Consider the following 25849-nt stretch of genomic DNA (forward strand, 5'->3'; position numbering starts at 1 on the left):
TTCGGTGAATGGCGTGGGTGGGGCGAAGTGCCAGCCTCACCCCGCGGTGGCGGACATCGGCAACCGCTCCACGAACAACACCTCGCGGTAGCCCACGGTGACGAGCAGCGCGCGCAGGGCCCGCTCGGCGGAGTCACGCGCCCGCTGCTGGAGCCGCGTGTCCGCGCGAACCTCCTGCTCGAACGCGAGCCGCGCCTTCTCCAGCAGCTGCGCCGTCTGCTCGCTGTCCAGGTTGGAGTCGATGACCTCCGTCTCCCCGGGGCGCAGCGCCACGCGCACGTCGATGGGCGGCATCACCACGTACACCTTCGTCCCCGCCACGTGCAGGTTCGACGGACCGAACCGCTGGAAGTCGAATCCCAGGTACGCATCCGCGAACACGATGGCGCGGCCGTGCGGATTCTGGATGGCGTGCCGCGCCCAGTTCATCACGTCCTTCCACAAGGCATCCGTCACCTGCGGCTCGGGCGTGAAGGTCACCTTCTTGTAGAGCGCGACCTCCAGCGTCTCCAGTCGCGCCACCTCGCGCATCTGGCTCACCACGGACGCGGTGTCCGGCGGGGCGGGGACGCGAGGCCTGAGCAGCCAGCCGGCCCCCAGGGCTCCGGCCGCGATGCCCAGCAGGACGGCGAGGATTCGCGTGAGGTGCGTCATCATGGCCCCCGAGTTTATCCCCTTCCGCGCCGCCCGCGTCTGGGGCACGGTGCGCCCAGGTGGAGTCGGCACGCTGCTGGAAGGAGCACGTGTGGAGTTGTCGGTCCAGGAAGTGGAGGCGCTGGGCGCGCGGGGGTATTTCACGCGCCCGGCTTTCCTCGGGGATGAAGCAGCCCTCGCGGCGCGGGCAGAAGCGCTGGCGAGGGCGGAATCCGGAGTACTTCATGCCGCGGGCATCCGGAGAGGCGCGGACCGGACGCTCGACACCCGCGTGAGGGGAGACCTCATCGGCTGGGTGACGCCTGAGCCCGACACGGCGCTCGGCGCCCTCTGGCGACAGTTCGAGCAGCTCGGCCAGGCGCTCTCGGCGGGCGCGTACCTGGGCCTGGGACGCTTCGACCTCCAGCTCGCCTGCTATCCCGGCGGCGGAGCGCACTACTCACGCCACTTCGACGCCTTCCCCGGCAAGTCCAACCGCAGGGCCACGGCCATCTGGTACGCCAACCCGGACTGGCGCGCCGAGCACGGAGGCCTGCTCCGCCTGCACCCCGAGGGAGAATCCCCCGTGGACGTGCCGCCGAGGCTCGACACCCTGGTCGTCTTCCTGAGCGAGCGCATCGAGCACGAGGTGCTACCCACCCACGCCCACCGCCTGGCGCTCACCGCCTGGTTCTACGGTCGCGACGCGGGCTGACTCACAACGGCGGCGCGAGCAGCACGACGGAGTAGCCCACCGCCGTGCGTGTGCCCGGGTTCTCGTACGAGTGCTTCTGGTCTCCCCGGAAGACGACCACGTCCCCGGGCTTGAGCAGGAAGCGCTCGCCGCTGGCCACCAGCACCAGCTCGCCCGACTCACAGGCCAGGTACTCCCGGGTGCCCGGCGTGTGGGGCACGCCCGTGATTCGCACGCCCGAGGGCAGCTCCACCCGGTCGAACTCCATGCCCGGCAGCGGGTCCGGCAGCAGCTTGCGAAGCTGCCCCGCGCCCCGCACCCGCGTCGTCAGGCTGTCACGCGGGTAGTGCCGAGCGCTGGCCCGAGGCTTCGCCACCAGCTCCTCCAGGGACACCTGGAGCGCGGAGGCCACGCGGTGCAGCACGGACAAGGTGGGGTTGGACGTCCCCGACTCCAGATTCGCCCACGTGGCCCGGGGCACTCCGGCAAGCTTCGACAGCTGGGCCTGCGTGGCGCCTCGCGTCTCGCGCAGCGTCCGGATGTTGCGGGCGAGCCGGCTCGGCAGGTCCTCTTCTTCCAGGGGCATGGGATGGCAATCTGCCAAAGGATTGGCGTGGACGCCATTTCATCAACGCCCCCCGGCTATCCCTCCCGGCAAGGAGGACATCCGAATGGACTTGAAGGGAAAGGCAGTCCTGGTGACGGGCGCGAGCCAGGGGCTGGGCAAGGCCCTGATGGGCCACTTCGCGCGTCGGGGCGCGCGGGTGGTGGGCGTGGCCCGGCACGCGCAACCGATGGAGGCCGTGGCCGAGTCCCTGCGCGCCGAGGGCCTGGAGGCGCACGGGCTCACCTACGACGTGGGCGACAAGGAGTCCATCTACCGGCTGGTCGGCGTGGCCGCGTCGCTGGTGGGGCCCGTGGACGTGCTGGTGCACAACGCGAGCACCCTGGGGCCCACGCCGCTGCCGCTGCTGCTCGACACCGCGTGCGAGGACCTGCAGCGCGTGCTCGAGGTCAACCTGGTGGGACCCTTCCGGCTCTCCAAGGCGGTGGTGGGCAACATGGTGGTGCGCGGGGGCGGGCTGGTGGTGACCATCACCTCCGACGCGGCGGTGGCGTCCTATCCGCGCTGGGGCGCCTACAGCGTGTCCAAGAGCGCGCTGGAGCACCTGGGCCGCATCTGGGCCGCGGAACTGGAGGGCACAGGGGTGCACTTCCTCAGCGTGGACCCGGGCGAGATGGACACGCGCATGCACGCCGACGCGATACCGGACGCGGACCGCTCCACGCTCGCCCGGCCCGAGGACGTGGCCGCTCGCATCGTGGCGCTGGTGGAGCGCCCGCTTCCGCCCAGTGGCTCCCGGCTGGAGGCCTCGCGCCTGGAGGCCGCATGAAGCCCGCGCGTTGGCCTGGAGAGCATCCGGAGGAAGGGCGGCTGTTGCACGTGGAGCCCCGAGCGCGCCGCTTCCAGGACGCCCACCTGAGGGAGCTGCCCTCCCTCCTGCGCGAGAAGGACCTGCTGGTGGTGAACGACGCGGCCACGTTCCCCGCCTCGCTGCAGGGGCGCACGGCGGCCGCGGAGCGCATCGAGCTGCGCCTGCTGTCGCACGAACCGGACGGCACGTGGCTCGCCGTGCTCTTCGGCGCGGGGGATTGGCGCAAGCGCACCGAGGACCGCCCCTCGCCGCCCGTGCTCGAAGCCGGGGCGCGCTTCACCGTCGTGGGCCTTTCCGCGCGGGTGGTGGAGGTGCTGCCGCCCTCGCCGTGCCTGTTGCGCGTGGCCTTCGAGGACGACGGCGCCGACCTCTGGTCCGCGCTCTACCAGGGCGGCCGCCCCGTGCAGTACGCGCACACCCTGGCGCCCCTGTCCCTGTGGCACGTGCAGACGGGCTACGGCGCCAGGCCCTGGGCCGTGGAGGCGCCCTCGGCGGGACTGCCCCTCACCTGGAACCTGCTGCTCGCCTTGCGCCGTCGCGGCGTGCGGCTCGCGTCCCTCACCCACGCGGCGGGCCTGTCCTCCACCGGAGACGCGGTGCTGGACGCGGCGCTGCCCCGGCCCGAGCGCTCGGACATCCCCGCCGTCACCGTGGCCCAGGTGGAGGCCACGCGCGCGGAGGGAGGACGCGTCGTCGCGGTGGGCACCACGGTGGTGCGCGCGCTGGAGGGCAGGGCGGCGATGAATGGCGGAAGGCTCGTGGCGGGGGAGTCGGTGACGGACCTCCTCCTCGGGCCGGGCTTCGTGCCGCGCGTGGTGGACGGCCTGCTCACCGGCATGCACGAGCCGGGCACCAGCCACCACGCGCTGCTCCAGGCCTTCGCCCCACTGTCCCTGCTCGGAGACGTGGCCGCGCACGCGGAGGCGAAGGGCTACCTGGGGCACGAGTTCGGGGACTCGTGCCTCATCCTGGATTCATGAGGGCCAAGGCTCACTGGAGCTGCGAGGGCTCCAGCTCCACCTTCACCCAGCCGGGCTTGCGCAGGTCGAAGTTGCGGTAGGCGTCCAGCGCGCTGGCCATGGGCTCCACGTGCGAGAGGATGGCCGTGGGGTCCACCTCGCCGGTGCGCACCAGCTCCAGCAGCCGGGGGATGTACTTGCGGTGGTTGCAGTTGCCCATGCGCAGGGTGAGGTTCTTGTTCATCGCCGCGCCGATGGGGAACGTGCGCACCTGCTGCGGGTAGACGCCGATGATGGACAGCGTGCCCGCCTTGGCCAGGCCCTCCACCGCCCATTGCAGCACCTGCGCGGGCGCGTCGCCGGGCACCCAGTTGTCGCCGTCCGGGTTCGTCTTGGGCGCAGCCTCCTTCACCTCGCGCTTGTGCTCCGCCTTCTGCGCGTGGGCCTCCTTCGCCGCAGGGCCCGCGTGCGCGTGCACCGCGTCCACGCCCACCGCGTCGATGGCCCGGTCCACGCCGATGCCGTTCGTCAGGCGCAAGAGCGTCGCCACCGGCTCCTCTTCATCGAAGTTGATGACCTCCGCGCCCTGGGCCCGCGCCAGCTCCAGCCGGTCCTCGTGGCAGTCGATGGCGAAGACGCGGCCGGCGCCGAGGAGCTTCGCGCTGACGATGGCGAACAACCCCACCGGGCCGCAGCCGAACACCGCCACGGTGTCGCCCGGTTTGATCTCCGCCAGCTCCGCGCCGAAGTAGCCCGTCGGGAAGATGTCGGAGACGAGGATGGCCTGCTCGTCGGTGACGCCGTCCGGAATCCGCACCAGCCCCGCGTTGGCGAAGGGCACGCGCACCTTCTCCGCCTGCATGCCGTGGAAGGGGCCCGTCGGCGCGGGGCCTCCGAAGAAGGCCGTGCCCGCGGCGGCGCCGTTGGGGTTCGCGTCGTTGCACTGCGAATGGTAGCCCGCGCGGCAGTACACGCAGTTGCCGCAGGCGATGGTGGACGGGATGACCACGCGGTCGCCCACGTTGAAGTTGCGCACGTCGTCGCCGAGCGCCTCGATGTAGCCCACGCCCTCGTGGCCCAGGATGGTGCCCGGCTTCATCCCCGGCATCGTCCCGCGAATCATGTGCAGGTCCGTGCCACAGATGGCGCTCGCCGACAGCTTGACGATGGCGTCCGTGGGCTTCTCCAGCCGGGGCTCCTCCACGTCGTCGAGCCGGATGTCCCCAATCCCATGGAATACGATGGCCTTCATCGGACTGCTCCTTCCCCTGCCGGGGGCCCGTGTCTGGAAAGACGAAAGGGCCCGCCCGCGGACGGACCCACACGCCTTGCAGCGTGGGCATCCGTCCGGATGGGGGCAAAGCGGGCACAGCCTCCTCTTCCGGCCAGCAGCCGGGGGGCCGTGCGTCAGCGCCCCGCGGTGTGGTGCACGTGGAAGGTGAGCTTGCGGCCGAAGACGCGGCGGAAGGGCACCACCTCGCGCTCGGCGTTCCACAGCTCCAGGTCCACCGGCTGACGCGCGTGCAGGTGCAGCGCCACGCCGTCACGGCCGTTGGTGGCGCGGAAGTCCTTGATGGGCTGGTGGTGGCTGTGGTCCAGCGAGTTGGCCACGCGCAGCAGGGTGGCGAGCTTGCGCACGGTGCGGGCCTCGGTGGGCGTCAGCCCCGCCATGCCCGAGTGCGCCAGCTCCGGAGGGCTCCTGCGGTGGTAGCGCGCCACGCGGGCCACCAGCTCCCGCTCGCGGTCCGACAGGCCCGGGATGTCCGCGTGCCGGATGAGGTAGTACGTGTGCTTGTGGTGCCGCTCGTAGTTCACCGCGTGGCCGATGTCGTGCAGCAGCGCGGCCGTCTCCAGATACGGGCGCACCGACAGCGGCAGCTGGTGCAGGGCGGCCAGGTCATCGAAGAGCCGCAGCGCCAGCCGCGTCACCTGCTTGGCGTGCTTCTCGTCGAAGAAGAAGCGCTGGCCCATGGCGATGGCCGCGTCGGACAGGCTGTGGTCGTCCGGTGGGTGGTGCGCCTCCTGGCGGTAGAGCAGGTCCACCAGGATGCCGTCGCGCAGGCCTCGGTTGACGACGCTGACCGACTCCACGCCCAGGTACTTCGCCACGCCCTCGAGGATGACGGCGCCGGAGACGATGATGTCCGCGCGCTTGGGGTCGAAGCGCTTCCTGCGCCGCTCCACCGGCATCTGCGCCAGCGCCTCCACCGTCTGCGTGAGCTGGCGCACGGTGGCGTTGCCGCTGTTCTCCGCCGAGGCGAAGGACACCACGGCGTTGATGGTGCCCGACGAGCCGAGCGCCACCCGGGGCAGGTGCGGCAGCTTGGGCGGCAGCGTCTTGCCCAGCACCTCCGACACGAAGCCGCGCATCAGCCGCAGCTGCTTCGTCGTCACCGTGCGCGACGCGTCGAACACCTCCGTGAGCCGCACCGAGCCCAGCCCCAGGCTCCACAGGTTGTCGGGCCGCTCGCCCACGGCGGTGGCCACCTCGGTGCTGCCCCCGCCGATGTCGATGAGCAGCGAGCGGGTGCCCGGCGGCTTGCGGTGCAGCACCCCCAGGCAGATGAGGCGCGCCTCCTCCTTGCCGCTGACGACCTCCAGGTTGAGGCCCGACTCCTCGCGCACGCGGCGGACGATGTCCGGGGCGTTGCGCGCCTCGCGCAGGGCGCTGGTGGCCACCGCGCGCACCTGCGCCTTGTGACGGCGGCACAGCGCTGAGTACCGGCGCAGCGTGGAGAGCAGCCGCTGGGCGGTGGCCTCCGGCATGGTGCCCGTGGCGAAGACGCCCTCACCGGGACGGATGGGGTCTCGCTCCTGGTGCAGCGTCTCGAGCGCCCCGTCGGCATCCGGCCGGGCGAGCTCCAAGCGGACGGCGTTCGTCCCCACGTCGATGGCGGCGAGTACGGGCTGGAGGGGGTGGCGTCTTGGCATGGTCGGGCGTCAGCGCAGTGTAGAGCCCCCGGACGCCCCGCGCAGCACGTCATCGACGGGAGCGGCCACTCGGCGGAGCGCTCCCCACTGCCCGTGTGACGTCCACGTGACGCCAGGGGGCTTCAGCGCTTGCGACGCCGGCCGATGAAGCTGGCGAAGCGCTCCGCGAAGCGCGCCACCGCCAGGCCCACGACGTCCAGCAGCCACCGCTGCAGCCCCGAGCGGCCGCATTGGTCGAGCAGCACGTGCCGGGACATCGCCACGTGCTTCTCCAGCCACAGCGCCGCCTGCGCCGCCACGCCGGGCTCCTCGGCCTCCACCAGCGTCTCCAGATTCACGAGCGAGAGCGGGTCCAGGTTGAAGCTGCCCACGAGCAGCGTCTGCCCATCCACCACCGCCGCCTTGGCGTGCAGCGTGGACGCGGTCCACTCGTGGATGCTCACGCCCGCGCGCAGGAAGGTGCCGTACAGCCGCATGGTGGCGGCCCTGGCGAAGATGACGTCGCTGCGGCCCGCGAGCAGCAGCGACACCCGCACGCCCCGGCGCGCCGCGCGCGTCAGCGCCCGCACGAAGGCCGCGTCGGGCAGGAAGTACGCGTGGGCGAGCAGCACCTCGTGCTTCGCGCCGTCGATGGCGGACAGGTAGCGCTTCCTCAGCCGGTGGCCTCCCGCGAAGCCGGACAGGAACAGGCGCACCGCCCCGGACGACAGCGCCGCCGCGCCCGCCGTGAGCTTCTCGCCGAGCTGCCGGCAGATGTCGCCTCGCAGCTCCACCGCCAGGTCCGCCCACCCGGGCACGTCCCCCTTCGCCGCATACGCATCCCCGATGTTGATGCCACCCAGGAACGCCACCGTGTCGTCGACGAGCAATATCTTGCGGTGGTTGCGCCACGAGCGCCCCAGGCACAGCGACGTGAGCGGGTTGTACACCCGCACCTTCGCGCCCGCGGCCCGCAGCGTCTGGGTGAGGTACGTGCTGTTGCCGATGCTGCCCCAGCCGTCCACCACCACCTTCACCGACACGCCCCGCTTCGCCGCGGCGACGAGCGCGTCCACGAAGAGCGCGCCCACGCCCTCGCGCTCGAAGGTGTAGACCTCCAGGTGGATGCGGTGCCGGGCGAAGGAGATGGCCTCCAGCATCCGGGGGTACGCCTCCGTCCCGCCGTCCAGCAGCGTGCACCGCTCATCCTCCCGCTCCGGAGCGAGCGCTCCGGGGACGGGGGCGGGGACGGGCGACGGGCGGACGGCGGCTTCGGGACGCATCACCTGGCCACCCTACAACTCTCCCGGGCCCAGGGGGACGGGCCCCGGGTGGAGCCAGGGGACTTCACCCGTCGTGCTTGCGTGCTCCCTTGCCCTTCCCCTTGTGACGGCACTCGTCGCCGTCCCAGTACTGGCTCGGGTGGCATTGCTTGCTGTTGCGCTTGGACTTCTTCGACTTGGACGGACGGTGGTCGTGGTGCACGTCCCGGTGGACGATGCAGCCGCCGAACATGCAGAGGGCGAGGAGGGGGGCGAGCAGACGCAGTGTCATGGTGTCGAGGGGGAATGCGGGGGCCTGTGGTCTCGGACCCGGCGGGTGTCGAAGCGGCCACGTGAGACATCGACGGTGCGCGTCCACTTCTGTACCCTTCGCACGTGCCTGCCGCGGAAAGAAGCGTGCGTCATCGCAAGATTGGCGCGTATCGAGTGCTCGGAGAGCTGGGCCGAGGTGGGATGGCCGTCGTGTATCGCGGCCTCCACGAGATGATTCAGCGCGAGGTGGCCATCAAGGAATTGCTGCCCGAGGGCAAGCGAGACCGCGAGACCTTGTCCCGCTTCCGTCGGGAGTCGCTCGCGCTGGCCGCCTTCCGCCACCAGAACATCGTCACGCTCTACGACCTGGTGGAGAAGAACGACAGCCTGTTCATGGTGATGGAGCTGGTGGACGGGCCCACCCTGCACACGCTCATCAAGGAAGGGCCGCTGCCCCCGGACGTCACGGGCGTCATCGCCGCGCGCATCGCCAGCGCGCTGGACCACGCGCACTTCCGGCACATCATCCACCGCGACCTGAAGCCCGCCAACGTCATGCTCACCAAGTCCGGTGACGTGAAGCTGATGGACTTCGGCATCGCCAAGGACGTGGGCCTGGAGGCCCTCACCCAGGCGGGCATGGCCGTGGGCACCCCGTCGTACATGTCCCCGGAGCAGGTGACGGGCGCGCCGCTGGATGGCCGCACCGACATCTTCTCGTTGGGCGTGCTGCTCTACGAAGCCCTCTCCGGCGCCCGGCCCTTCCACGGCAAGACGGCGGGCGAGGTCTTCGCGCGCATCCGCGACGGCAAGTACACGCCGCTGAACAAGGTGGCCCCCAACGTGCCCACGCCCCTGGTGCGCATCATCCAGCGCGCCATGGAGGTGAAGCCCGAGGACCGCTTCCCGGACGCCGCCGCCATGCGCCGCGAGCTGGACGTGTTCCTCGCCCAGGAGGTCCAGGTGTCGCACGCGGGGCTGCTCGTCGCCTTCCTGCGCCACCGCCAGAAGCTCACCGAGACGGAGGCGCAGCAGCTCTTGCGGCCCCAGGAGCTGGACGCGGCGGCGGAGGTCTTCGACACCTCGCGCTCGCGCTCCGGCGGCAAGCTCAAGTGGGCGCTGGCCGCGCTGGCGCTGGCGTCCGCCGCGGGCACCGGGCTCTACTTCACCCAGGCGCAGTGGGCGCCGCTCGTCCAGCAGCTCACGCGCTGACGAGGACAGGAGGCAGTCATGGGACGCATCGTCACCTTCGTGCTGGGCTTTGGAGTCCTCGTCGCCGCCGCGTGGTACGTCCTGCAGCGGCCGGCCAGGACGGACCCCGAGGCCGCCGCCGCGCGGCGCCTGGAGAACGTGCACAAGGCCGCTGATCGCGTGGAGACGGACCTCAACAAGAAGGCCGACGCCATCTTCGACAAGGTGGAGTAGGCCCCACGCGTCCGGAGGGACGGCGCCTCATGGCGACCGTCCACCCCGCACGGTGCGCCTCAAGCCTTCTTCTTCTCGTGCGTCACGGTGACGATGGTGCCGATGCCACCGCGCACGAACCAGTCACCGACCACCGTCAGCTTGCGCGGCTGGATGGCCTTGATGATGTCCTCGGCGATGGTGTTGGTGACCTTCTCGTGGAAGGCGCCCTCGTTGCGGTACGCCCACATGTAGAGCTTCAGGCTCTTGAGCTCGATGCAGCTCTGGTCGGGGACGTACGTGATCTTGAACCGGGCGAAGTCCGGCTGCCCCGTGAGCGGGCAGAGGCAGGTGAACTCCGGGACGTCGAACGCGATTTCGTAGTCGCGCTCGGGCGCCGGGTTGGGGAAGGTCTGGAGGTCCTTGGTCGGCTGCGAAGGCATGGCGCTGTCGTCTAGCACACCATCGCTACGTGTCATCCACGACGTGGAGTGGGGCCTTTCGGGAGGCCCGCCGGGGGTTCTGTCGAGCCCTCAACGCGGCACCCGTCCACCAGCGGGGAAAGCGGGGGGGCCCTCGGTTGCGCCTTCGCCGCGGGGTTCATAATCCCGGGAAGGCCCCCGCCACCTTCCCGAGCACATGACGCTTCCCCCTGACGTCGAAGAAGCCTTCTCGTGTCTCCCCCAGGCCCTGGTGCGCGTCGGTCCCGACCTGTGCGTCCAGTGGTGTGAGGCGAGCTTCGCCCGCAAGACGGGCCTGGCGCTGAGTCCCGGCCACAGCCTCCTGTCCGCGCTGGAGCAGGGCCGGAGCCTGGAGGCCATCGAGCTGGCCGTGCGCGAGGGCCGCGCCCACACCGGCCACGTCATCACCCGGGAGCTGCACCAGGTGCGCGTGCAGGTGAAGCCGGGCCGCGAGGAGGAGGTGCCCGGCGCCTGGCTGGTGGTGGAGCCCTCCGGCGTGGATGACGACGGGGCCTTTTCGCTGGCGGTGCGCGAGATTGCCCGCGCCGTGGGCGAGTCGCTGGAGGTGGACAGCGTCTGCGCGGCCGCGGTGGTGGCGCTGGTGAGGTGTGCCCAGGTGCGCCGCGCGGAGGTGTACCTCTGCGAGGAGGACGGCACGGAGCTGCGCCGCTCGGCGGTGTCGGACCTGGCGGGGACGGAGTCGCCGGAGGACTCGTTCGACCCGTCGGAGGACCCGTTCCACCAGGCGCTGACCCTGCGCCAGGCGCAGCTGGGCATCCAGCGCGGGTACGGGGACTCCTTGGGCTCCATCTTCGCGGCGGTGCCGCTGTGCGCGCCGCGTCGGACGGTGGGGCTCCTGCTGCTCTACAAGGAGCAGGGCACGTCCTTCTCCGCGCGGGAGCTGGAGCTGTGGACGGCGGCGGCCAACCAGCTCGCGGTGGCGGTGGAGAACGCGCGGCTCCTGAGGGAGGCGAAGGCGGCGCTCCAGGTGCGCGAGGAGTTCATGTCCATCGCGAGCCACGAGCTGAAGACGCCGCTCACGCCGCTGAAGCTGGGCCTGTACACGATGGAGCGCAGGCTCACGCTGGGGCAGCCGCTGGAGCTGTCCACGGTGCTGAAGTCCAAGCGCCAGGTCGAGCGGCTGGTGGGCTTGGTGGACGACCTCTTGGACGCGTCGAGGCTGGACGCGGGTCGGCTGGCCCTGGATTTGGCCCCGCTGGAGCTGGGGCAGCTGGTGGCGGAGGTGGTGGACCACTTCCGCGCGGCCTTCGAGCGCCCGTTCGCCGTGGAGGTGCCTCGCGAGCGGGTGTGGGTGCGAGGCGACAGGGACAGGCTGGAGCAGGTGTTGGTGAACCTGCTGGAGAACGCGCACAAGTACAGCCCGCCCGGGGAGCCGATTGTGGTGCGGGTGGAGAAGCTGGCGAGCGAGTCGCGCATCCACGTGCAGGACCACGGCATCGGGATTCCGGGCGCGGACCAGTCGCAGGTGTTCCAGCGCTTCTACCGGGCGCGCAACGTGTCGCACCGCAACTTCGGGGGCCTGGGGCTGGGGCTGTTCATCAGCCACTCCATCGCGAGGCTGCACGGGGGCTCGCTGACGCTGGCGAGCGCCGAGGGGCATGGGAGCACCTTCACCGTGAGCCTGCCGCGCATGCCGGCGCACGAGGTGAAGATGTTGCCCCGGCGGGTGTTGCTCCTGGACGAGGACTCGGCGCAGGAGGCGATGGCCGAGCGCGTGCTGTGCGCGGAGGGCTTCGAGGTGCTCACGGCGAGGGACGGGGCGGAGGCGCTCCGGCGGGCCACGCACCTGCCGGTGGACCTCATCGTGCTGTCCACCTCCGCGACGCATGGACAGGCGGGGGTGTTCCTGGAGACGTTCGCCACGCTGCCGCGCGCGCGTCCGGTGCCGATTCTGCTGGCCGGGGATGCCCGGCCGTGGTGGGCGCAGGAGGAGACGTCCCTGTGCACGCGGCCGTACGTCGCGGACGAGCTGGTGGCGCGCGTGCGCAACGTGCTGACGCAGGAGCGGCGCAGGACGGCGACCGCGCCCCACGTCGTCGAGGAAGTGGCCCAGGTGGGCCTGCTGACCCGGGCCTGAGCCCGCTGAGGGGCCGCGTGGCCTCGCGGCACCCGCGCGCCGGAGCTCTATCTCGCGGCCCCAGCGCTCGAGTGGCGAGGGGGCCGCCCCCGCAAGGCCTCAGTTCGCGGGAGCGAGCACGCCGAAGTCCACCGGCGTGAGCCCCAGCCGCGACAGGGCCTCCTTCGCCTTGGGGTCCACGAACGTGGCCAGCTCCACCTCGCGCTGCGCGGCGTAGCTGCTCTTCACCTTCTCGGGGCGGTAGCCCGGGTGGCACATCAGCTCGATGACGCCCTCGGAGGGCAGCGCCACCAGCTCCGCCTCCAGCCGCTCCAGCGTCCAGTACGGGTCATCGCTCGTGTCCCCCACGAAGTGCGTGTTCGTGGGCACGCCCAGCTTCTTCAGCGCGTGGCGCATGATGGAGTCGAGCGCGCGCACCGGCACCTTCGCGTCCCTGGCGGCCTTGGCCACGCCCTCCAGCACATTGGCGTGCAGGTGCAGGTGCCGGTGCACGTCGATGTGCTTCGGCGCGCGTCCGGTGAGCTGGGTGAAGCGCTCCAGCTGGGCGCGGGTCTCCGCCTCCACCACCTCCGCGGACAGCCCGGCGGCGCGGCCCTCGGTGAACTGCCCCTGGGCACCCAATGACTCGCGGGGGAACTCGCTCCACAGCGGCTGGCCCCGGGCCAGGTCCAGGTGCAGCCCCAGTGACAGGCCCCCCGACTCCTGGGCCGCGGCCTCGGAGTAGGGCGTGTTCACCATGAGGGAGGCCGAGGAGACGACCCCCTCTCGCATGGCCTTGAGGATGCCTCGGGTGATGGCGGGGTCGTGCCCCAGGTCGTCGGCGTTGATGACGAGCGTGCGTGTGCTCACGGAAGAAGTCTCCTGTGCGTCAGGGGCGCGGCCGGCCCTGGAAGAAGCGCCAGGCCTCGAGCGAGGCGTCCAGGTCGCGCGTGGGGTTGCCCGAGCTCACCGGACTGCCGGGCCAGGTGTGGTTGCCACCCTGCACGGTGCACAGCGACGCGGTGGCGCTCTCCGGAGCACATCCGGTGAACGCCACGCAGGTGCTGTTGCCCCGCTGATACGTCTGCTCCTCCGGCCCACCGCAGCCGTTGCGCTCCGCCCATCCGCGCACCGAGTCCCGCGCGGAGGGGTAGGGGCGACCGAAGGGGATGTTGCTGCCCCCCTCGTAGAGGATGACGGTGTCCTCCGTGCCGTGGATGTGCAGCACCGGCACGGGCCGGGACGGCGAGCACCCGCTCGAGGGCGCCATGCCGGACACGGGCGCGACGGCGGCGAACCTCCCCGCGCGCTCACAGGCCAGCCGGTACGAGAAGAAGCCCCCGTTGGAGAAGCCCGTGGCGAACGTGCGCCGGGGGTCCACGCACACGTGCGTGTCCAGGTCCGCCATCATCGCGTCCACGAAGCCCACGTCGTCCACCTGGGATAGCTGGGACGAGCCGCAGCACGCGCCCCCATTCCATCCCCGGGTGTTGTCCTGCGGGGGAGGAGGAGGGCCGCCGTTGAGCTCCTGGGCGCTGAGCCCGCGCGGGTACACGACGAGGAAGCCCTCGGTGTCGGCGAGCGTGGACAGCCCCGTCTGCCGCTCCAGCTGCTCGGGGTGGGAGCCATAGCCGTGGAAGGCGACCACGGTGGGCGTGGGGCGGGTGGCGTCGTAACCCGGGGGCACGTGCACCCGGTAGGCGCGCTCCCGTCCGTCGTGGGTCACTGTCCAGTCGTGGGTACCCGGGCCCGCGGACAGTCCCTGGCAGGACGCGCGGTCCGGCACCTGGGGCTCCGCCACGGGCGTGCCCGCGTCCGGCGGCGCCTGGGGCTCCGGCCGGGTGTCGGGTGACGAGGAACAGCCGAGAGCCGTCAGGAGGAGCAGTGCCGGGAAGGGGCCGCGGTGCATGGAGGGGAAGCTAATTCCCCGCCTGGCACTCCGCCGCGAGCCGCGTCGCGCGGTCGGGGAATCGTTCCTCCAGCGTACGCTTCACCTCGGCCACCGCCACCGCGTTGCCACCGTGAGCGTGGAGCTGACAACGCGCGGCCAGGGCCCGAGGGTCCTCCGGCGCCAGCTTGTCCGCCTCCCGATAGGCGCGCTCGGCCCCCGCGCTGTCGCCCTGTCGGAAGAGGACGGCCCCCAGGTAGTAGTGCGCCACGGCCAGCCGGCCGTCCTTGCGCAGCGCGCGCCTGAGCAGCGCCGCGGCCTCGTCCACGCGCTCCTGCCGGAAGCGCACGAAGCCCAGCTCCGCCAGGCTGACCGCGTCGTCCCGCTCGCGGGTCCAGGCCGACAGCACCGAGGCCGCCTCGTCCAGCCGTCCGCTCTGCGACAGCATCCGCCCGAAGCGGGGCGCCACCTTCGGCGAGCCCGGCTTCAGCACGTACGCCTTCGCCAGCGCCGCCACCGCGCCCGGCAGGTCGCCCTGTCGCTCGCGCAGGTCCGCCAGCATCAGCGCGGGGCGCAAATCCTTGGGCGCCAGCGCGAGCGCCTCATCCAACGCGCGCTCGGCCCGCTTGCCGCGGTTGAGCTCCGTCGCCGCGCGGGCCGCGAGCAGGTGCGCCTCCAGCTCCTTGGGAAAGCGCGTGGTGAAGGACTCCGCCAGCTCGGCCACCTCGGGGAAGGCCCCCGCGTCGACGAGCAGCGCGCCCGCCTGGGCCAGCTCCTCTGCCGTGGCGCGCACGTCGGTGCCCAGCCCGGAGAGCAGCGCCTTCTTCTCGGCCGCCGTGTCCGCGGCCGTCGCCTTCGCCAGCCGCTCCTGGGGCGCCGCCTCCGCGCGCTTCAGGTACCAGACACCTCCGCCCCCGAGCGCCGCCAGCCCGAGCGCCCCGGCCAGGATGGCCGCCACGCGCGAGCCCCCACGGCGCGAGGGTCCGCCCTCGCCGATGCCGGAAGGCGTGCCGCGCGTGGGCGGCGTCGAGTCCGTCGGAGAGGGGACGCGCGCGGGCTTCACGACCTGCGGAGCGACGGGCTCGACGGTCGCCGTGCGCGCGGGCTCGGGGAAGGTCTCGTCGTGGACCGTGGCGCCCACGTCCGGCAGCACGGGCCAGCCGGTGGGCACCGTCATGGCGGCGTGGGGGGCCACGTGGGGCTCGTAGCGGCGCGGGCCCGGCGGCGTGCCTCCGTGGGACGGGTCCGCCATGCGCGCGCGTCGGAGGGCCTGGCGCTTGGGGTCCTTCTCCGGCGGGAAGAGGGTGTCGACGTAGGCGGCGACCTCCTCCGCGGAGGCGACCTCGGCGGGGCCGCCGATGGCCTCGATGGCGTCGATGAAGGACTCGAGGCTGTCGAAGCGCGCGGCCGGGTCCCTCTGGAGCGCGGTGAGGCACACCAGCTCCAGCGCGCCGGGGACGGACGGGTCGAAGCCGGTGGGCGGACGGACGCGGCCCTCGGCGATGCGGCCCAGGACCTCCTCGGCCGTCATGCCGGTGAAGGGCCTGCGGCCACACAGCTGCTCGTACAACATGACGCCCGCGGCGAAGAGGTCCGCGCGGTGGTCCACGGGCTTGCCGGAAATCATCTCCGGCGACATGTAGAAGAACTTGCCCTTGAGCACGCCGGGCTCGGTGCCCGCGCCGAGCGCGTCCGCCTTGGCGATGCCGAAGTCGATGACCTTCACCGCGCCGTTGACGCCGACGTGGATGTTGTCCGGCGTGAAGTCGCGGTGGACGATGCGCAGGGGCCGGCCCGCCTCGTCCACGGCCCGGTGCGCGGCGTCCAGGCCGCGGCAGGCCTCCACGAGCACGCGCAGGGTGATGCCCAGGGGAACGCGCTGGCCGCGCTCGGCGGCCTCCTGGCGCAGCTCCGCGAACGAGCGTCCCTCGAGCAGCTCCATCGCGATGAAGGGCTCGGTGCCCTCCATGCCCAATTCGAGGATGGCGACGACGTTGGGGTGGCGCACCTGCGCGGTGATGCGCGCCTCGTTGAGGAACATCTGCACCACACGCCGGTCCGAGGCGAGGTGGGGCATCAGCCGCTTCACCGCGACGGCGGGCCCGCGCTGGCCATCATCCTCGAAGCGCCGCCCCAGGTAGACCTCCGCCATGCCGCCCGTCGCGATGCGCGCGGACAGACGGTAGCGACCGACCCAATAGGTGTTCGGACCCGACTCCAAGATGGCGCCAGTCTATGTGGAGAGCCTGTCTTCGTGCCCCCTCAGAAGTTCGAGGGGGCATGCCCGCTCGGTCTCGTCCGGGCCCGCTCGCCCGGCGCTCCCGTCCTCACGGCCTGCGTGGGAGCACGGGGTTTCCACGTGGCGAGGGCCGCGCGGGACACGTCCTCTCCACGACGTTCGTGCGCGTCGGCACGGTGTCCATCGGTGACCTGGGCTCGGGCCTCGTGAGCGCCTGGGCGGCGATCTGCCGACACGTGCCAGTCCAGGGCCCCGCCTCGTCGCATGGGAACGCTCGTTCTTCCGGGCGAGGCTGGCCCGCAGGGCCTGGGCGGAGCTCGCTGTCGGAGGAGGCGCTCCGCGGGGGCCCACCTCGTCGGAGAGGCATGCCCCGCCGAGAAGCGCTCATCACTTGGGGGCTCGCCACCGGAGCGCCGATGGGTGGGTGAGGCTCGAACGAGGTGGGCGATGCGACGCTCGACAGGGGGCCCCGTCTCGTCAGGACGAAGCTCGACCAAGCCTGGAGGGCGCGATGCCCGGCGGCGCGAACCATGTGCCCTGGTGTGTTCGTGCGACGCGCCTCCATCACCACTCCCACATCGTGGTGTGCGCCTGGGTGTGCCGGACCCCGTGCCCTCGACTCGGTGAGGGCCACCACGTCCGACGTCGCGGGTGGTGCGGTGTGCCTTACGCGGGGTGTGGGCGCCCCATCTGCTCGCTCGCGCGATGAGGGAGTGAGAGTGCTAACGTCCGGGCCCGCTGCCGCGCTTCGTTCTTCGTTCGGAGGGATGTTGGGAACCGTCCTCAAGGGTGGTTACGTCGTCGAGTTGGAGCCCGCGGTGGTGGAGCGCGTGGACCTGCGCATCGAGGGTGAGCGCATCGTCGCGCGAGGGCCGGACCTGGCGCCCCAGCCGGACGACGAGGTGGTGGCCCTCTCCGGCAAGCTCGTCTTCCCGGGCCTGGTGAGCGCGCACCACCGGCTGCACGCCGTGCTCGGACGGGGCATGCCGCGCAAGGCGATGGAGACGTACCAGGACAGCCTGGAGAAGGTGCTCTGGCCCTACGAGGACGCGCTGGACCTGGACGCCGTCCAGGTCGCCGCCTGCGCGGGCGGCCTGGAGGCGCTCCAGTGCGGCACCACCACGGTGGTCAACCTCCACTCCTCCCCGAGCGCGGTCTCCGGCTCGCTGGTGCGCCTGGCGCGCGGACTCCACGAGGTCGGCGTGCGTGGCGTGCTCGCCTACGCCGTGTCGGACCGCAACGGCGCGGTGGGCCGCGAGGAGGGCCTGGAGGAGACGGTGGGCTTCGCGCAGAAGGCGCAGGGTCGCTTCCGCGGACAGGTGGGCGCGGGCCCCTGCTTCACGCTGGGCCCCGACGCGCTCCAGGGACTGACCGAGGCTGTGAAGACCGCCAACACCGGCCTGCACCTCCCCCTGGCCGAGGACCCGCTCGACGAGCGACTGTCCAACGAGCGACACGGTGACTCGCCGGTGCCCCGGCTCCTGGCCGCGGGGCTGTTGTCGCCGCGCAGCCAGCTGGCGCACGTGGGGCACCTGGCGTGGGCGGACCTGGCGCAGGTGATTGCGACGGGCGCGTGGATGGTGCACACGCCGCGCGCCAACCAGGGCCTGGAGGTGGGCTATGCGCCGGCGCTGAAGTTCGGCGCGCGCGCCACGCTGGGCGCGGATGGCGTGTCCGCGGACCTCTTCGCGGAGGCCCAGGCGGCGTACCTGCGCTCGCGCGAGGCGGGGCAGGTCATCGACGTGCTGCGCTACCTGGCCAACGGCCACCGGCTGGCGTCCGCGCACTTCGGCGTGCCCATGGGCTCCATGCGCGAGGGCGCGCTCGCGGACCTGCTGGTGCTCGACTACCTGCCCGCCACGCCGCTGACGGCGGAGAACCTGGCGTGGCACGTGGTGTTCGGCCTGGGCAGCCGCCACGTGGAGGCGGTGATGGTGGACGGGGTGTGGCGCATGTGGGCGCGCCGGCCCTTGTCGGTGAACCCCTCGGTGGTGGCGGAGCAGGCGCGCGAGGCCGCGGCGGCGGTGTGGGCCCGGATGGGTGAGACGACGTAGGCCCTCGGGGTCGCTTGCCCGGGAGTGACGGGTCCGCTCTTATCCGAGGCATGCTCGCTCCCATACTGCTCGCAGGCCTGCTCAGCGCCGCCATCCCCGCCGTGGGGGACACCGCCCCGGACTTCACGGTGAAGGACACCGACGGCAAGGTCTACATCCTGTCGGAGATGGTGAAGCAGGGCCCCGTCATCGTCGCCTTCTTCCCCAAGGCCTTCACGGGCGGGTGCACCAAGCAGCTCAAGGCCTTCACCGCCCGGCACGCCGAAATCGAGAAGCTGCAGGGGCGCGTGCTCGCCTTCAGCACGGATGACGCGGAGACGCTCAAGCGCTTCAAGGCGGAGCTCGCGGCGCCGTTCCCCTTCATCCCCGACCCGCAGGGCAAGGTCGTCGAGTCCTACGACGTGAAGATGCCCCTGGTGACGGTGTCCAAGCGCTACACCTTCGTCGTGGGCGAGGGGCGCAAGGTGCTCAAGGTGGACGCGGGTGGCGACGCCATCGACCCGTCGGGCGCCATCACCTCCTGCTCCCAGGCCCAGCCCGCCGCGAAGGAGCCCGCTCCCGCCACGCCGGCGCCCGAGGCGAAGCCCAAGCCGTAGCGCCCGCGCTTCAGCGTCCGGAGCGCGGCGGCAGCTCGCGGTTGTCGAACATCTGCGCGGGCGAGTCGTCCACGAAGGTGTCCTCGAACCGCCCCTGCGTGTACTCGCGGATGACCTTGCGCCAGAAGGACGTGGCCGCGTGGTTGGCGGGCAGCTGGGACACCTCCCACAGCCCGCGGAAGCGCTCGAACACGGCGACGGCGGCGCGCCGGCCCAGGCCGTAGCCCCGCTCGCCGCGCAGGATGAAGAACTCGCTCATCCGGAAGTCGCGCCCCGGCGTCATGTACGGGAAGGGCGCCTGGGCCACGAAGGCGAAGCCCACCGTGCGGCCCTCCCAGCGCAGGAGCAGCGGGTGGACCTCCGACGACGGCGCCAGCCACGTCGGCAGGTAGTTGGGTGCCCAGTGGCCCTGCTCGTCCAGGCGGTAGCCGACCCCGAACTCGCTCAAGTCGTGCAGATAGAGCGGGTACAGGTTGCGCAGCAGCGGATGCTCGGCTGGGGTCGCGCGGCGTAGCTCCAAGGACGCCTCCGGAAGGGGCGCAGCATGTCCCATCCCCCGCGTGGCGACCACCCTCGCCACGCGGGCTCTTTCGTGGGGTGACACTGACCCCCGGCTCGGGGCCAGCGTCAGTGCGTGACTTCGGACGCGCCGACGGGCGCGTCACCGCGCGCGTGGTGCCGGGCGTGCTGGGCGAAGAGGAAGCGACGCACCGCCGCGCGGGTGAGCAGCCCCCGGGTGGCGATGCCCGTGGGCGCCGCGACGGGCAGCGCGTCCACGTCCTCCTGGTCCATCAGCCGCAGCGCTTGCGCCAGGTCCGTCTCCGGCGTGAGCACCGGCAGCTTGCGCGACAAGTCACTGGCCACCAGCAGCGGGTAGACGGACTCGTCGCGCCACACCTCGCGCAGCTGCTCCACCTGGACGATGCCGTACACCTCGCCCGCCGTGTCCAACACCGGCAGCGCGCCCGTCTCGGACGTGAGCAGCAGGTCCGCCAGCGGACGCACCGGCAGCCCCGCGGGCACGGGGGCCACGTGCTCCATCAGCGTCTGCACGTGGGTGCTCTCCAAGAGGTCCGCGTCGCTCAGGACCTTCGCCGCCTTGCGCTCGATGAGGTAGTGGCACAGCGCGGAGGCGATGGTGCACGTCACCATCAGCGGGAGGATGATGTCGTGGTTTCCGCTCAGCTCGTACAGCATCATCATCCCGGTGAGCGGGCCGCGGTTGAGCGCCGCCACCGCGCCGCCCATGCCCACCAGCGCGTACGCCCCGCTGGGGCCGGTGCTGGCCGGGAAGAAGTAGTGCACCAGCGTGCCGAAGGCCCCGCCCGCCATGGCGCCGATGACGGCCGCCGGGAAGAAGGTGCCGCCCGAGCCGCCCGAGCCGATGGTGACCGCGGTGGCCACGAGCTTGAGCAGGCACGCCGTCACGAGGAAGAAGAAGGGCAGCTTCCCCACCGCCGCCAGGTTGATGTAGTCGTGCCCGCTGCCCCACACCGTGGGGCTGATGAACGCGAGCAAGCCCGCGCACAGCCCGCCCAGGCCCGCGCGGAACGGCAGCGACTTGCGGCCCAGCCACGGCGACAGGGTGCCCGGCATCCGTCCATGGAAGAAGTGCTCCACCCCGTGCAGGAGCCGCACGAAGGCGAAGGCCAACAGGCCACAGCCGATGCCCAGCGCCGCGTACGCCAGCACCTCCGAGCCGCTCACCAGCTCGTATGGCACCTGCCGCAGCATGGGCGCCTCGCCCAGCACGCCCTGGCTCACCAGGGTGCCCGCCACGCTGGCCAGGATGATGGGGGAGAAGACGCGCAGCTCGAACTCGCGGAGGATGATCTCCATCGCGAACACCGCGCCGGCGATGGGCGCGTTGAAGGACGCGGAGATGCCCGCGCCCGCGCCGCAGGCCAGCAGGATGGACAGCTCCCGCCGGCTGAAGCCCAGGACGCGCCCCACGCTGGAGGCGAACGCCGCGCCGCCGTACACGATGGGCCCCTCGCGTCCGGCCGAGCCACCCGAGCCGATGGTGATGGCGGACGCCACCAGCTTCAACAGGCCCCGGTCCGCCGGCACCACGTTGGCGCCGCTCTTCACCGCGCGCACCACCTCGGGCACGCCGTGGCCATGTGTCTCCGGCCTGTCGCGCAGCAGCCGCCCCACCGCCATGCCGCCCAGCGTGGGCGCCAGCAGCATCAGCCACCAGGGCAGGTGCGGAATCGCGTCCGCCAGCGAGTGCGAGTGGCCGAAGACGCTGTTGAGCGCGGCCAGCGCCACCAGCGGGTAGTAGAGCGACAGCGCGCCCAGCGTCAGCAGGGCGAGCAGCCGCAGCCGTCGCTTCACCTCGTCGCGAGGGCCCCCCGGCTCGATGACCCGCGCGAGCAGCAGCCCGCCCAGCGCCAGCGGCGCTCCGACGATGGCGTACTCCGGATGCCACCGCGCGGAGGCGAACGCCTCCCACAGCGTCAAGAGCTGGCTGCGGCGCAGCGTGTGCGCCAGCTCCGCCGTGCCGAACGTCAGGCCCGTCACCAGGCCGATGAGGTTGGCGAAGATTCCAGCGGCCAGTCCGCTGTAGAGGCCCACCACCGCGCCCGCCACCGGCAGCACCGACGGGCCGGGCAGGCGCAGGCGGTTGGAGGCCTGCAAGGTCGCGTGAATCAGACGGCTCAGGTGTGCTCGCGCCCGCGCCCACAACGCGCGCTGGGAGGACGTCCCGGGCGGAGGTTCATCGGTATTCATTGGTCCTCCCACTAACCCATCGCGAACGCGGATGCTTCAACGTTCGTGAAGGGCCTGTCGGAACCTGGGCACGGCTCCGAGCGAGGGAGGAGCAGGCGGCCTAGGGCGCGTGGCTGCGGGTGGGCAGCAGGGCGCGCAGCAACAGGGTGATGCCCCCGAGCGCCAGCCAGGGGACCACGTGCCCGGCGAGCAGGTGAGGCGTCGTCCCGTCGGCGCAGTGCAGGTGGAGCACCAGCAGGCTGACACCTCCGGCCGACAGTCCGGCGGCGAGCGCGCGCACCGGGTGGTACGCGGAGCGACACAGCAGCACCAGCGTGAAGGCGAGCGGCACGGCGGTCACCGCCAGCTCGGTGCCCGCGCAGCCGAGGATGCCCGCCATGAGCGGAGCCGTCCGCACCCCGGAGCCCGACAGCACCACGGTGGCGCCCACCGAGAGCATCACCGCGATGACGCCGCCCCAGGGCACCGTCCTGCGATGAGGCGCCAGGGCGACATAGGCCCCGGAGGACAGGAGCGCGGTGAGCAGCAGCCCCACGCCCACGATGACGGGCACGTCGGCCCGGTTCGCCACCCAGGCCCCGTGGGCCAGCACGGCCAACGCCGTCATCGCGATGGCGCCGTGCACCCCCAGGAGCAGCAGCAGCTCGTGCCACCAGGGCCGGGCCCGGGGCCGCCGGGCCAGCGCCTCGTACGCGAAGCTGTGGGCCGCATCCAGGGACGCGCCCTCGCTCGCGAGCCGCTCGGTGGACGGCGCCAGCACCTCTCGCGCGAGGGGGTGGGAAAGCTTGCCAGGCGCCCCCATCAGGTCGAAGCCCCCCGTCATCGCCCGGCAGTCCGCGCAGGTCGCCACGTGGGACTCCAGCTCCGGGGGCAGCACCTCGCCCAGGCGGTCCATCACCCGAGAACACTCCGGCGTCATTCCATCGTCTCCGTGCGCAGGGCCGTGAGCAGCTCGCGCAGCCGCGCATAGCCCCGGTGGGCCCGCACCTTCACCGCGCTCTCGGTGAGGCCCAGGGTGTCGGCGATTTCGGCGAAGCCCATCCCCTCGAAGCGGTGCAGCAGGATGGGGATGCGCTGTCCTTCGGGGAGCTGGTCCAGCGCCTGCCGCACGGCCCGCTCCAGGCCCACGTCGCGCGGGCCGGTGCGCTCGTCGGCGACGACGGGCAGCTCGCCCTCGGGCGTCAGCTCCTCGGGCCGGCGTCCCCGGCGCTGGAAGTCCCGCGCGGCGTTGGTGGCGATGGCGTACAGCCACGGCTTGAAGCGCGAGCCCGGCTGGAAGCGCCCTCGCGAGCGCACCAGGGACATGAAGGTGTGCTGCACCAGGTCCTCGGCCGTGGCCTCGCTGCCCGTCAGGCGGGTGAGGTAGCCGCGCACCGGCCCCGCGTGGCGCTGGAAGAGCGCGTCGAACGCCGGGGGATGTCCCTCGCAGAACCGCGCCATCAGCACCTCGTCGGGGTCGGCGGCGACACAGGCGCGCACCGGGTCCTCTGCGGTACGCGCGGGCGCTGAGGCGGGTTTCATCGGCGGAGGCGGAGCCACGGACCGGCGCACTCTATCCCGTCACGGTGGACCCGGAAGCAAGGCGCGCCGCCGGGCTGCCGCTCACGGCTTGAGCAGCGGCTCGGGTGTGGGTGCGGAGGAGGGCAGGTGGTCCGCGGCGGCGGCCAGCGCCTCGCGCACCTTGCCCTCGGCGGCCGTCTTCGCGGCGAGGAGCTGGGCCTCCGCCGCGGACCTCGCGGCGACCAGCTGCGCCTCCGCGGCGGACTTCGCGGCGACCAGCTGCGCGCGAGCCCCACCCGCGCCGAAGAAGCTCGTCGGCGCGGCCAGCTCGGCGCGCTCCTCGGCCGTGTACTTGAGGTACGAGTACTTCGTCGCCTCGGACGGCAGCCGCAGGCCCTCCACCACCTTGAACCAGGAGAGCACCTTCAGCGAGTAGTAGCTGAGGTCCACCTCCCACCAGAACCAGCCCTGGTTGGCCGTGTTCTGGTGGTAGTGGTGGTTGTTGTGCCAGCCCTCGCCCAGGGTGACGAGCGCGAGCAGCCAGTTGTTCCGGCTGGTGTCCGTCGTCTTGTACCGGCGCTTGCCGAAGATGTGGCTCAGGGAGTTGATGGTGAACGTCCCGTGCCACAAGAGGGTGGTGCTCACGAAGTAGCCCCACACCAGCATGGAGAACCCGCCGATGAAGTAGAGCGCCACGGCCAGCGCAATCGACGGCACCAGGTGGAAGCGGTTGAGCCACACCAGCTCCGGGAAGCGCGCGAAGTCCTTGATGCCCTCCATGCGCGTCTTGCCGTACTTGTCGCAGAGAATCCAACCCACGTGGCTGAACCAGAAGCCCTTCTGCACGGGCGAGTGGATGTCCTCCCCCTGGTCCGAGTACCGGTGGTGGTGGCGGTGGTTGGCCGCCCACCAGAGGACACCCTTCTGCGTGGACGTGCTGCCCACCAGCGCCAGGATGAACTGGAAGACGCGCCCCGTCTTGAAGGCCCGGTGGGAGAAGTAGCGGTGGTAGCCCGCCGTGATTCCCCACATGCGGACGATGTACAGCCCCACACACACCGCCAGGTCCACCGGCTTCGCCCCCACGACGAAGGCGAAGAGGCACATGACGTGGACGCCGAAGAACGGGATGGACGACAGCCAGTTCAGTCGCTCGTCGTCCACGGGAGCCGCGGCAGGAGAGGATGTCTGCAAGGGAGCCTCGTGAGCGGAAGGAAGGCGGCGGACCCGAAGGTGCGCAGCCTCATCCCGCATCAACACCCCCTCCTGTCATGCCTCTGTCAGGAGGCGACGGATTGCTTCAGCTCCGTCAACCACTCCTCGAAAGCGGGCTGGCCGTGCAGTGCCGTCAGGTCCGAGTCGGACGCCGCATACGCCGCGTCCCGGAAGCCCAGCTCGCTGGCGCGCCGCAGCATGCGCATCGCGTCCGTGACGTTGCGCGCCCGGGCATGGGCACACGCGGCGTCGTACGCGATGCTCGCGCTCGGCGCGTGCTCCAGCGCCGCCTCGCCCACCGCCGCGGCCTCCGAGTACGCGCCCCGGATGAACAGCACGCGCTCGGCGCAGGAGTACGCCGCCGCGGGCTCCACGCCCGGCAGCTTGAGGGCCTCCGGCGCGCGGCCCAGGCGGATCAACGTCCCGGCATACTCATGCATCACCGTGCGGTCCGACGACGTCTGCCAGGCCTGCTTCCACCAATCCAGGGCGCGGGCGTCATCCCCCACCAGGGAGAAGGACGCCGCCACCGCGTGCGGCTCCACCTGAAGTCCCTGCACCTGGGAGAAGTGGTCCAGCGCCTGCCGCCCCTGGCCCTCCTTCAGCGCCACCCAGCCGAGCAGGTGGTGGGCGTGGCTCGCCAGCTCCGCCGTCAGCCCGTCGCCGCCCTCCAGCACCTGCGCCCCCAGCCGCCGCGCGTCATCCATCCGCCCCGCGTCCAGGGCGAACTTCCCCTCGCGCAGCTTCTGCGCGAGCGGGTTCTCCAGCGCGCCGCTGCTCAGCGTGCCCGAGGAACCGGAGCCCAGCGCCTCGGTCAGCATCCGGAACGCCTGGTAGCCGTACATGGCGAAGAAGATGCCGGCGAAGAGCCAGCCGGTGCTCAGGCTGTAGCCCACCACCGCCACGCACACGAGCAGGGCCAGCCCCTGGGACACCACCATGCCCCGGCGCGGCCCGAAGATGCGCGTGGACAGGGTGTTCACCAGCCGCCCGCCGTCCAGCGGCAGCACGGGCAGCATGTTGAAGATGGCCCAGATGAAGTTGGCCCCCGCGAAGGTGCGCAGGAAGAAGTCCAGCGCGGGTGAGCCCCCGCTCAGGAACAGGTACCCCACCAGGCACACCACGCCGAGCATCAGCCCGAACAGCGGGCCCGCCACGGTGATGACCACGTCCCGCTTCCAAGGAAGGGGGCCGGGGGTGTCGGTGGGCAGGGTGTGGCCGCCCAACCAGACGAGCGCGATGCTCGGCCGATAGCCGAAGAGGCGGCTGGCCAGGGCGTGCCCCAGCTCGTGGACCAGCACGGACACGAAGACGATGAGCATCCAGGAGAGGACGAACACCCCCATCGCGCTGGCCTGCCCCAGCGCGGGAGCCCCCGCGACCTGGGCGAAGGGCCAGCCGTTCTGGGCCGCTCTCATCGACGTGTACGCGATGATGGCGGAGACCAGCAGGTGGCTGGGATGGACCTCGACGGGAATGCTCCCGAGACGAAAGCGGAACATGGAGACGGACCTT

At 71.9% G+C, this 25849-nt stretch carries 24 protein-coding genes; 8 read left to right on the forward strand and 16 right to left on the reverse strand.

Annotation, left to right across the window (positions count from 1 at the left end):
• Window positions 1–36: 36 nt before the first annotated feature.
• Window positions 37–654, reverse strand: coding sequence for a DUF4230 domain-containing protein (locus VZQ01_RS26600; protein ID WP_426748992.1), 618 nt, complete (start codon window positions 652–654; stop codon window positions 37–39).
• A 1-nt stretch (window position 655) separates the two neighbouring features.
• On the opposite strand from VZQ01_RS26600, the gene VZQ01_RS26605 reads away from it, so the two are divergent.
• Entirely contained in the window at window positions 656–1348 is a 693-nt protein-coding gene (locus VZQ01_RS26605) for a 2OG-Fe(II) oxygenase (RefSeq protein ID WP_426745029.1), read from the forward strand.
• Between the two features lies 1 nt (window position 1349).
• On the opposite strand, the gene VZQ01_RS26610 is transcribed toward VZQ01_RS26605, so the two are convergent.
• Window positions 1350–1907, reverse strand: coding sequence for a helix-turn-helix domain-containing protein (locus tag VZQ01_RS26610; protein ID WP_046718499.1), 558 nt, complete (start codon window positions 1905–1907; stop codon window positions 1350–1352).
• 91 nt (window positions 1908–1998) lie between these two features.
• On the opposite strand from VZQ01_RS26610, the gene VZQ01_RS26615 reads away from it, so the two are divergent.
• Entirely contained in the window at window positions 1999–2721 is a 723-nt protein-coding gene (locus VZQ01_RS26615) for an SDR family NAD(P)-dependent oxidoreductase (RefSeq protein WP_426745030.1), read from the forward strand.
• Window positions 2718–3743, forward strand: a complete 1026-nt coding sequence (locus VZQ01_RS26620; RefSeq protein ID WP_426745031.1) for an S-adenosylmethionine:tRNA ribosyltransferase-isomerase — start codon at window positions 2718–2720, stop codon at window positions 3741–3743. Before VZQ01_RS26615 ends, VZQ01_RS26620 begins: the two co-directional genes overlap by 4 nt.
• Window positions 3744–3753: 10 nt before the next feature.
• On the opposite strand, the gene VZQ01_RS26625 is transcribed toward VZQ01_RS26620, so the two are convergent.
• From VZQ01_RS26625 to VZQ01_RS26640, 4 genes are all read right to left on the reverse strand, one after another.
• Window positions 3754–4974 (reverse strand): zinc-dependent alcohol dehydrogenase, encoded by a 1221-nt coding sequence (locus VZQ01_RS26625; RefSeq protein WP_223747176.1) that lies wholly within the window; start codon window positions 4972–4974, stop codon window positions 3754–3756.
• Window positions 4975–5129: 155 nt separating this feature from the next.
• Entirely contained in the window at window positions 5130–6653 is a 1524-nt protein-coding gene (locus tag VZQ01_RS26630; RefSeq protein ID WP_426745032.1) for a Ppx/GppA phosphatase family protein, read from the reverse strand.
• Between the two features lie 122 nt (window positions 6654–6775).
• The gene (locus VZQ01_RS26635; protein WP_426745033.1) at window positions 6776–7915 is read right to left on the reverse strand and encodes a phospholipase D-like domain-containing protein; all 1140 of its coding nucleotides are present in this window, start codon (window positions 7913–7915) and stop codon (window positions 6776–6778) included.
• A 64-nt stretch (window positions 7916–7979) separates the two neighbouring features.
• Window positions 7980–8186, reverse strand: coding sequence for a hypothetical protein (locus VZQ01_RS26640; RefSeq protein ID WP_248542812.1), 207 nt, complete (start codon window positions 8184–8186; stop codon window positions 7980–7982).
• A gap of 182 nt (window positions 8187–8368) precedes the next feature.
• On the opposite strand from VZQ01_RS26640, the gene VZQ01_RS26645 reads away from it, so the two are divergent.
• Both VZQ01_RS26645 and VZQ01_RS26650 read left to right on the forward strand, forming a co-directional pair.
• Window positions 8369–9379, forward strand: a complete 1011-nt coding sequence (locus tag VZQ01_RS26645) for a serine/threonine-protein kinase (RefSeq protein WP_426748993.1) — start codon at window positions 8369–8371, stop codon at window positions 9377–9379.
• Between the two features lie 18 nt (window positions 9380–9397).
• A complete protein-coding gene (locus tag VZQ01_RS26650; RefSeq protein WP_141325293.1) occupies window positions 9398–9592 on the forward strand; it encodes a hypothetical protein in 195 nt (64 codons plus the stop codon).
• A gap of 59 nt (window positions 9593–9651) precedes the next feature.
• Here the strand turns inward: VZQ01_RS26650 and queF are convergent, their stop codons facing one another.
• Complete coding sequence (queF, locus tag VZQ01_RS26655) at window positions 9652–10014, reverse strand: preQ(1) synthase (protein WP_141325292.1); 363 nt, start codon at window positions 10012–10014, stop codon at window positions 9652–9654.
• A gap of 196 nt (window positions 10015–10210) precedes the next feature.
• Here queF and VZQ01_RS26660 point away from each other — a divergent pair, with 196 nt between their 5' ends.
• On the forward strand, window positions 10211–12130 hold the full coding sequence (locus tag VZQ01_RS26660) for an ATP-binding response regulator (protein WP_408889168.1): 1920 nt from the start codon (window positions 10211–10213) through the stop codon (window positions 12128–12130).
• Between the two features lie 99 nt (window positions 12131–12229).
• Here VZQ01_RS26660 and VZQ01_RS26665 read toward each other — a convergent pair whose 3' ends face one another.
• Genes VZQ01_RS26665 through VZQ01_RS26675 form a run of 3 tightly spaced genes read right to left on the reverse strand, consistent with a single transcriptional unit; the run spans window position 12230 to window position 16218 of the window.
• Window positions 12230–12979 carry a carbohydrate deacetylase gene (locus tag VZQ01_RS26665; RefSeq protein ID WP_426745034.1) on the reverse strand — a complete coding sequence of 250 codons (750 nt, stop codon included), beginning with the start codon at window positions 12977–12979 and terminating at the stop codon, window positions 12230–12232.
• A gap of 19 nt (window positions 12980–12998) precedes the next feature.
• Window positions 12999–14018 (reverse strand): extracellular catalytic domain type 1 short-chain-length polyhydroxyalkanoate depolymerase, encoded by a 1020-nt coding sequence (locus tag VZQ01_RS26670; protein ID WP_426745035.1) that lies wholly within the window; start codon window positions 14016–14018, stop codon window positions 12999–13001.
• Between the two features lie 10 nt (window positions 14019–14028).
• Window positions 14029–16218 carry a serine/threonine-protein kinase gene (locus VZQ01_RS26675; RefSeq protein ID WP_267699500.1) on the reverse strand — a complete coding sequence of 730 codons (2190 nt, stop codon included), beginning with the start codon at window positions 16216–16218 and terminating at the stop codon, window positions 14029–14031.
• Window positions 16219–17006: 788 nt separating this feature from the next.
• On the opposite strand from VZQ01_RS26675, the gene VZQ01_RS26680 reads away from it, so the two are divergent.
• Both VZQ01_RS26680 and VZQ01_RS26685 read left to right on the forward strand, forming a co-directional pair.
• A complete protein-coding gene (locus VZQ01_RS26680; protein ID WP_223747250.1) occupies window positions 17007–18290 on the forward strand; it encodes an amidohydrolase family protein in 1284 nt (427 codons plus the stop codon).
• Window positions 18291–18340: 50 nt separating this feature from the next.
• Window positions 18341–18886: a peroxiredoxin gene (locus tag VZQ01_RS26685; protein WP_408889172.1), complete on the forward strand. Its 546-nt coding sequence runs from the start codon at window positions 18341–18343 to the stop codon at window positions 18884–18886.
• A 10-nt stretch (window positions 18887–18896) separates the two neighbouring features.
• Here VZQ01_RS26685 and VZQ01_RS26690 read toward each other — a convergent pair whose 3' ends face one another.
• From VZQ01_RS26690 to VZQ01_RS26715, 6 genes are all read right to left on the reverse strand, one after another.
• Window positions 18897–19406 (reverse strand): GNAT family N-acetyltransferase, encoded by a 510-nt coding sequence (locus tag VZQ01_RS26690; protein WP_046716146.1) that lies wholly within the window; start codon window positions 19404–19406, stop codon window positions 18897–18899.
• A 107-nt stretch (window positions 19407–19513) separates the two neighbouring features.
• Window positions 19514–21619: a chloride channel protein gene (locus tag VZQ01_RS26695; RefSeq protein WP_426745036.1), complete on the reverse strand. Its 2106-nt coding sequence runs from the start codon at window positions 21617–21619 to the stop codon at window positions 19514–19516.
• Between the two features lie 100 nt (window positions 21620–21719).
• On the reverse strand, window positions 21720–22538 hold the full coding sequence (locus VZQ01_RS26700; protein WP_426745037.1) for a DUF1109 domain-containing protein: 819 nt from the start codon (window positions 22536–22538) through the stop codon (window positions 21720–21722).
• Complete coding sequence (locus VZQ01_RS26705) at window positions 22535–23098, reverse strand: RNA polymerase sigma factor (RefSeq protein WP_248542805.1); 564 nt, start codon at window positions 23096–23098, stop codon at window positions 22535–22537. The genes VZQ01_RS26700 and VZQ01_RS26705 overlap by 4 nt, the downstream gene beginning before the upstream one ends.
• Before the next feature lie 123 nt (window positions 23099–23221).
• The gene (locus tag VZQ01_RS26710; RefSeq protein ID WP_426745038.1) at window positions 23222–24313 is read right to left on the reverse strand and encodes an acyl-CoA desaturase; all 1092 of its coding nucleotides are present in this window, start codon (window positions 24311–24313) and stop codon (window positions 23222–23224) included.
• 86 nt (window positions 24314–24399) lie between these two features.
• The gene (locus VZQ01_RS26715; protein ID WP_426745039.1) at window positions 24400–25836 is read right to left on the reverse strand and encodes a M50 family metallopeptidase; all 1437 of its coding nucleotides are present in this window, start codon (window positions 25834–25836) and stop codon (window positions 24400–24402) included.
• Between the last annotated feature and the right edge of the window lie 13 nt (window positions 25837–25849).

The organism is Myxococcus faecalis (assembly GCF_050039385.1).
Classification (GTDB): domain Bacteria; phylum Myxococcota; class Myxococcia; order Myxococcales; family Myxococcaceae; genus Myxococcus; species Myxococcus fulvus.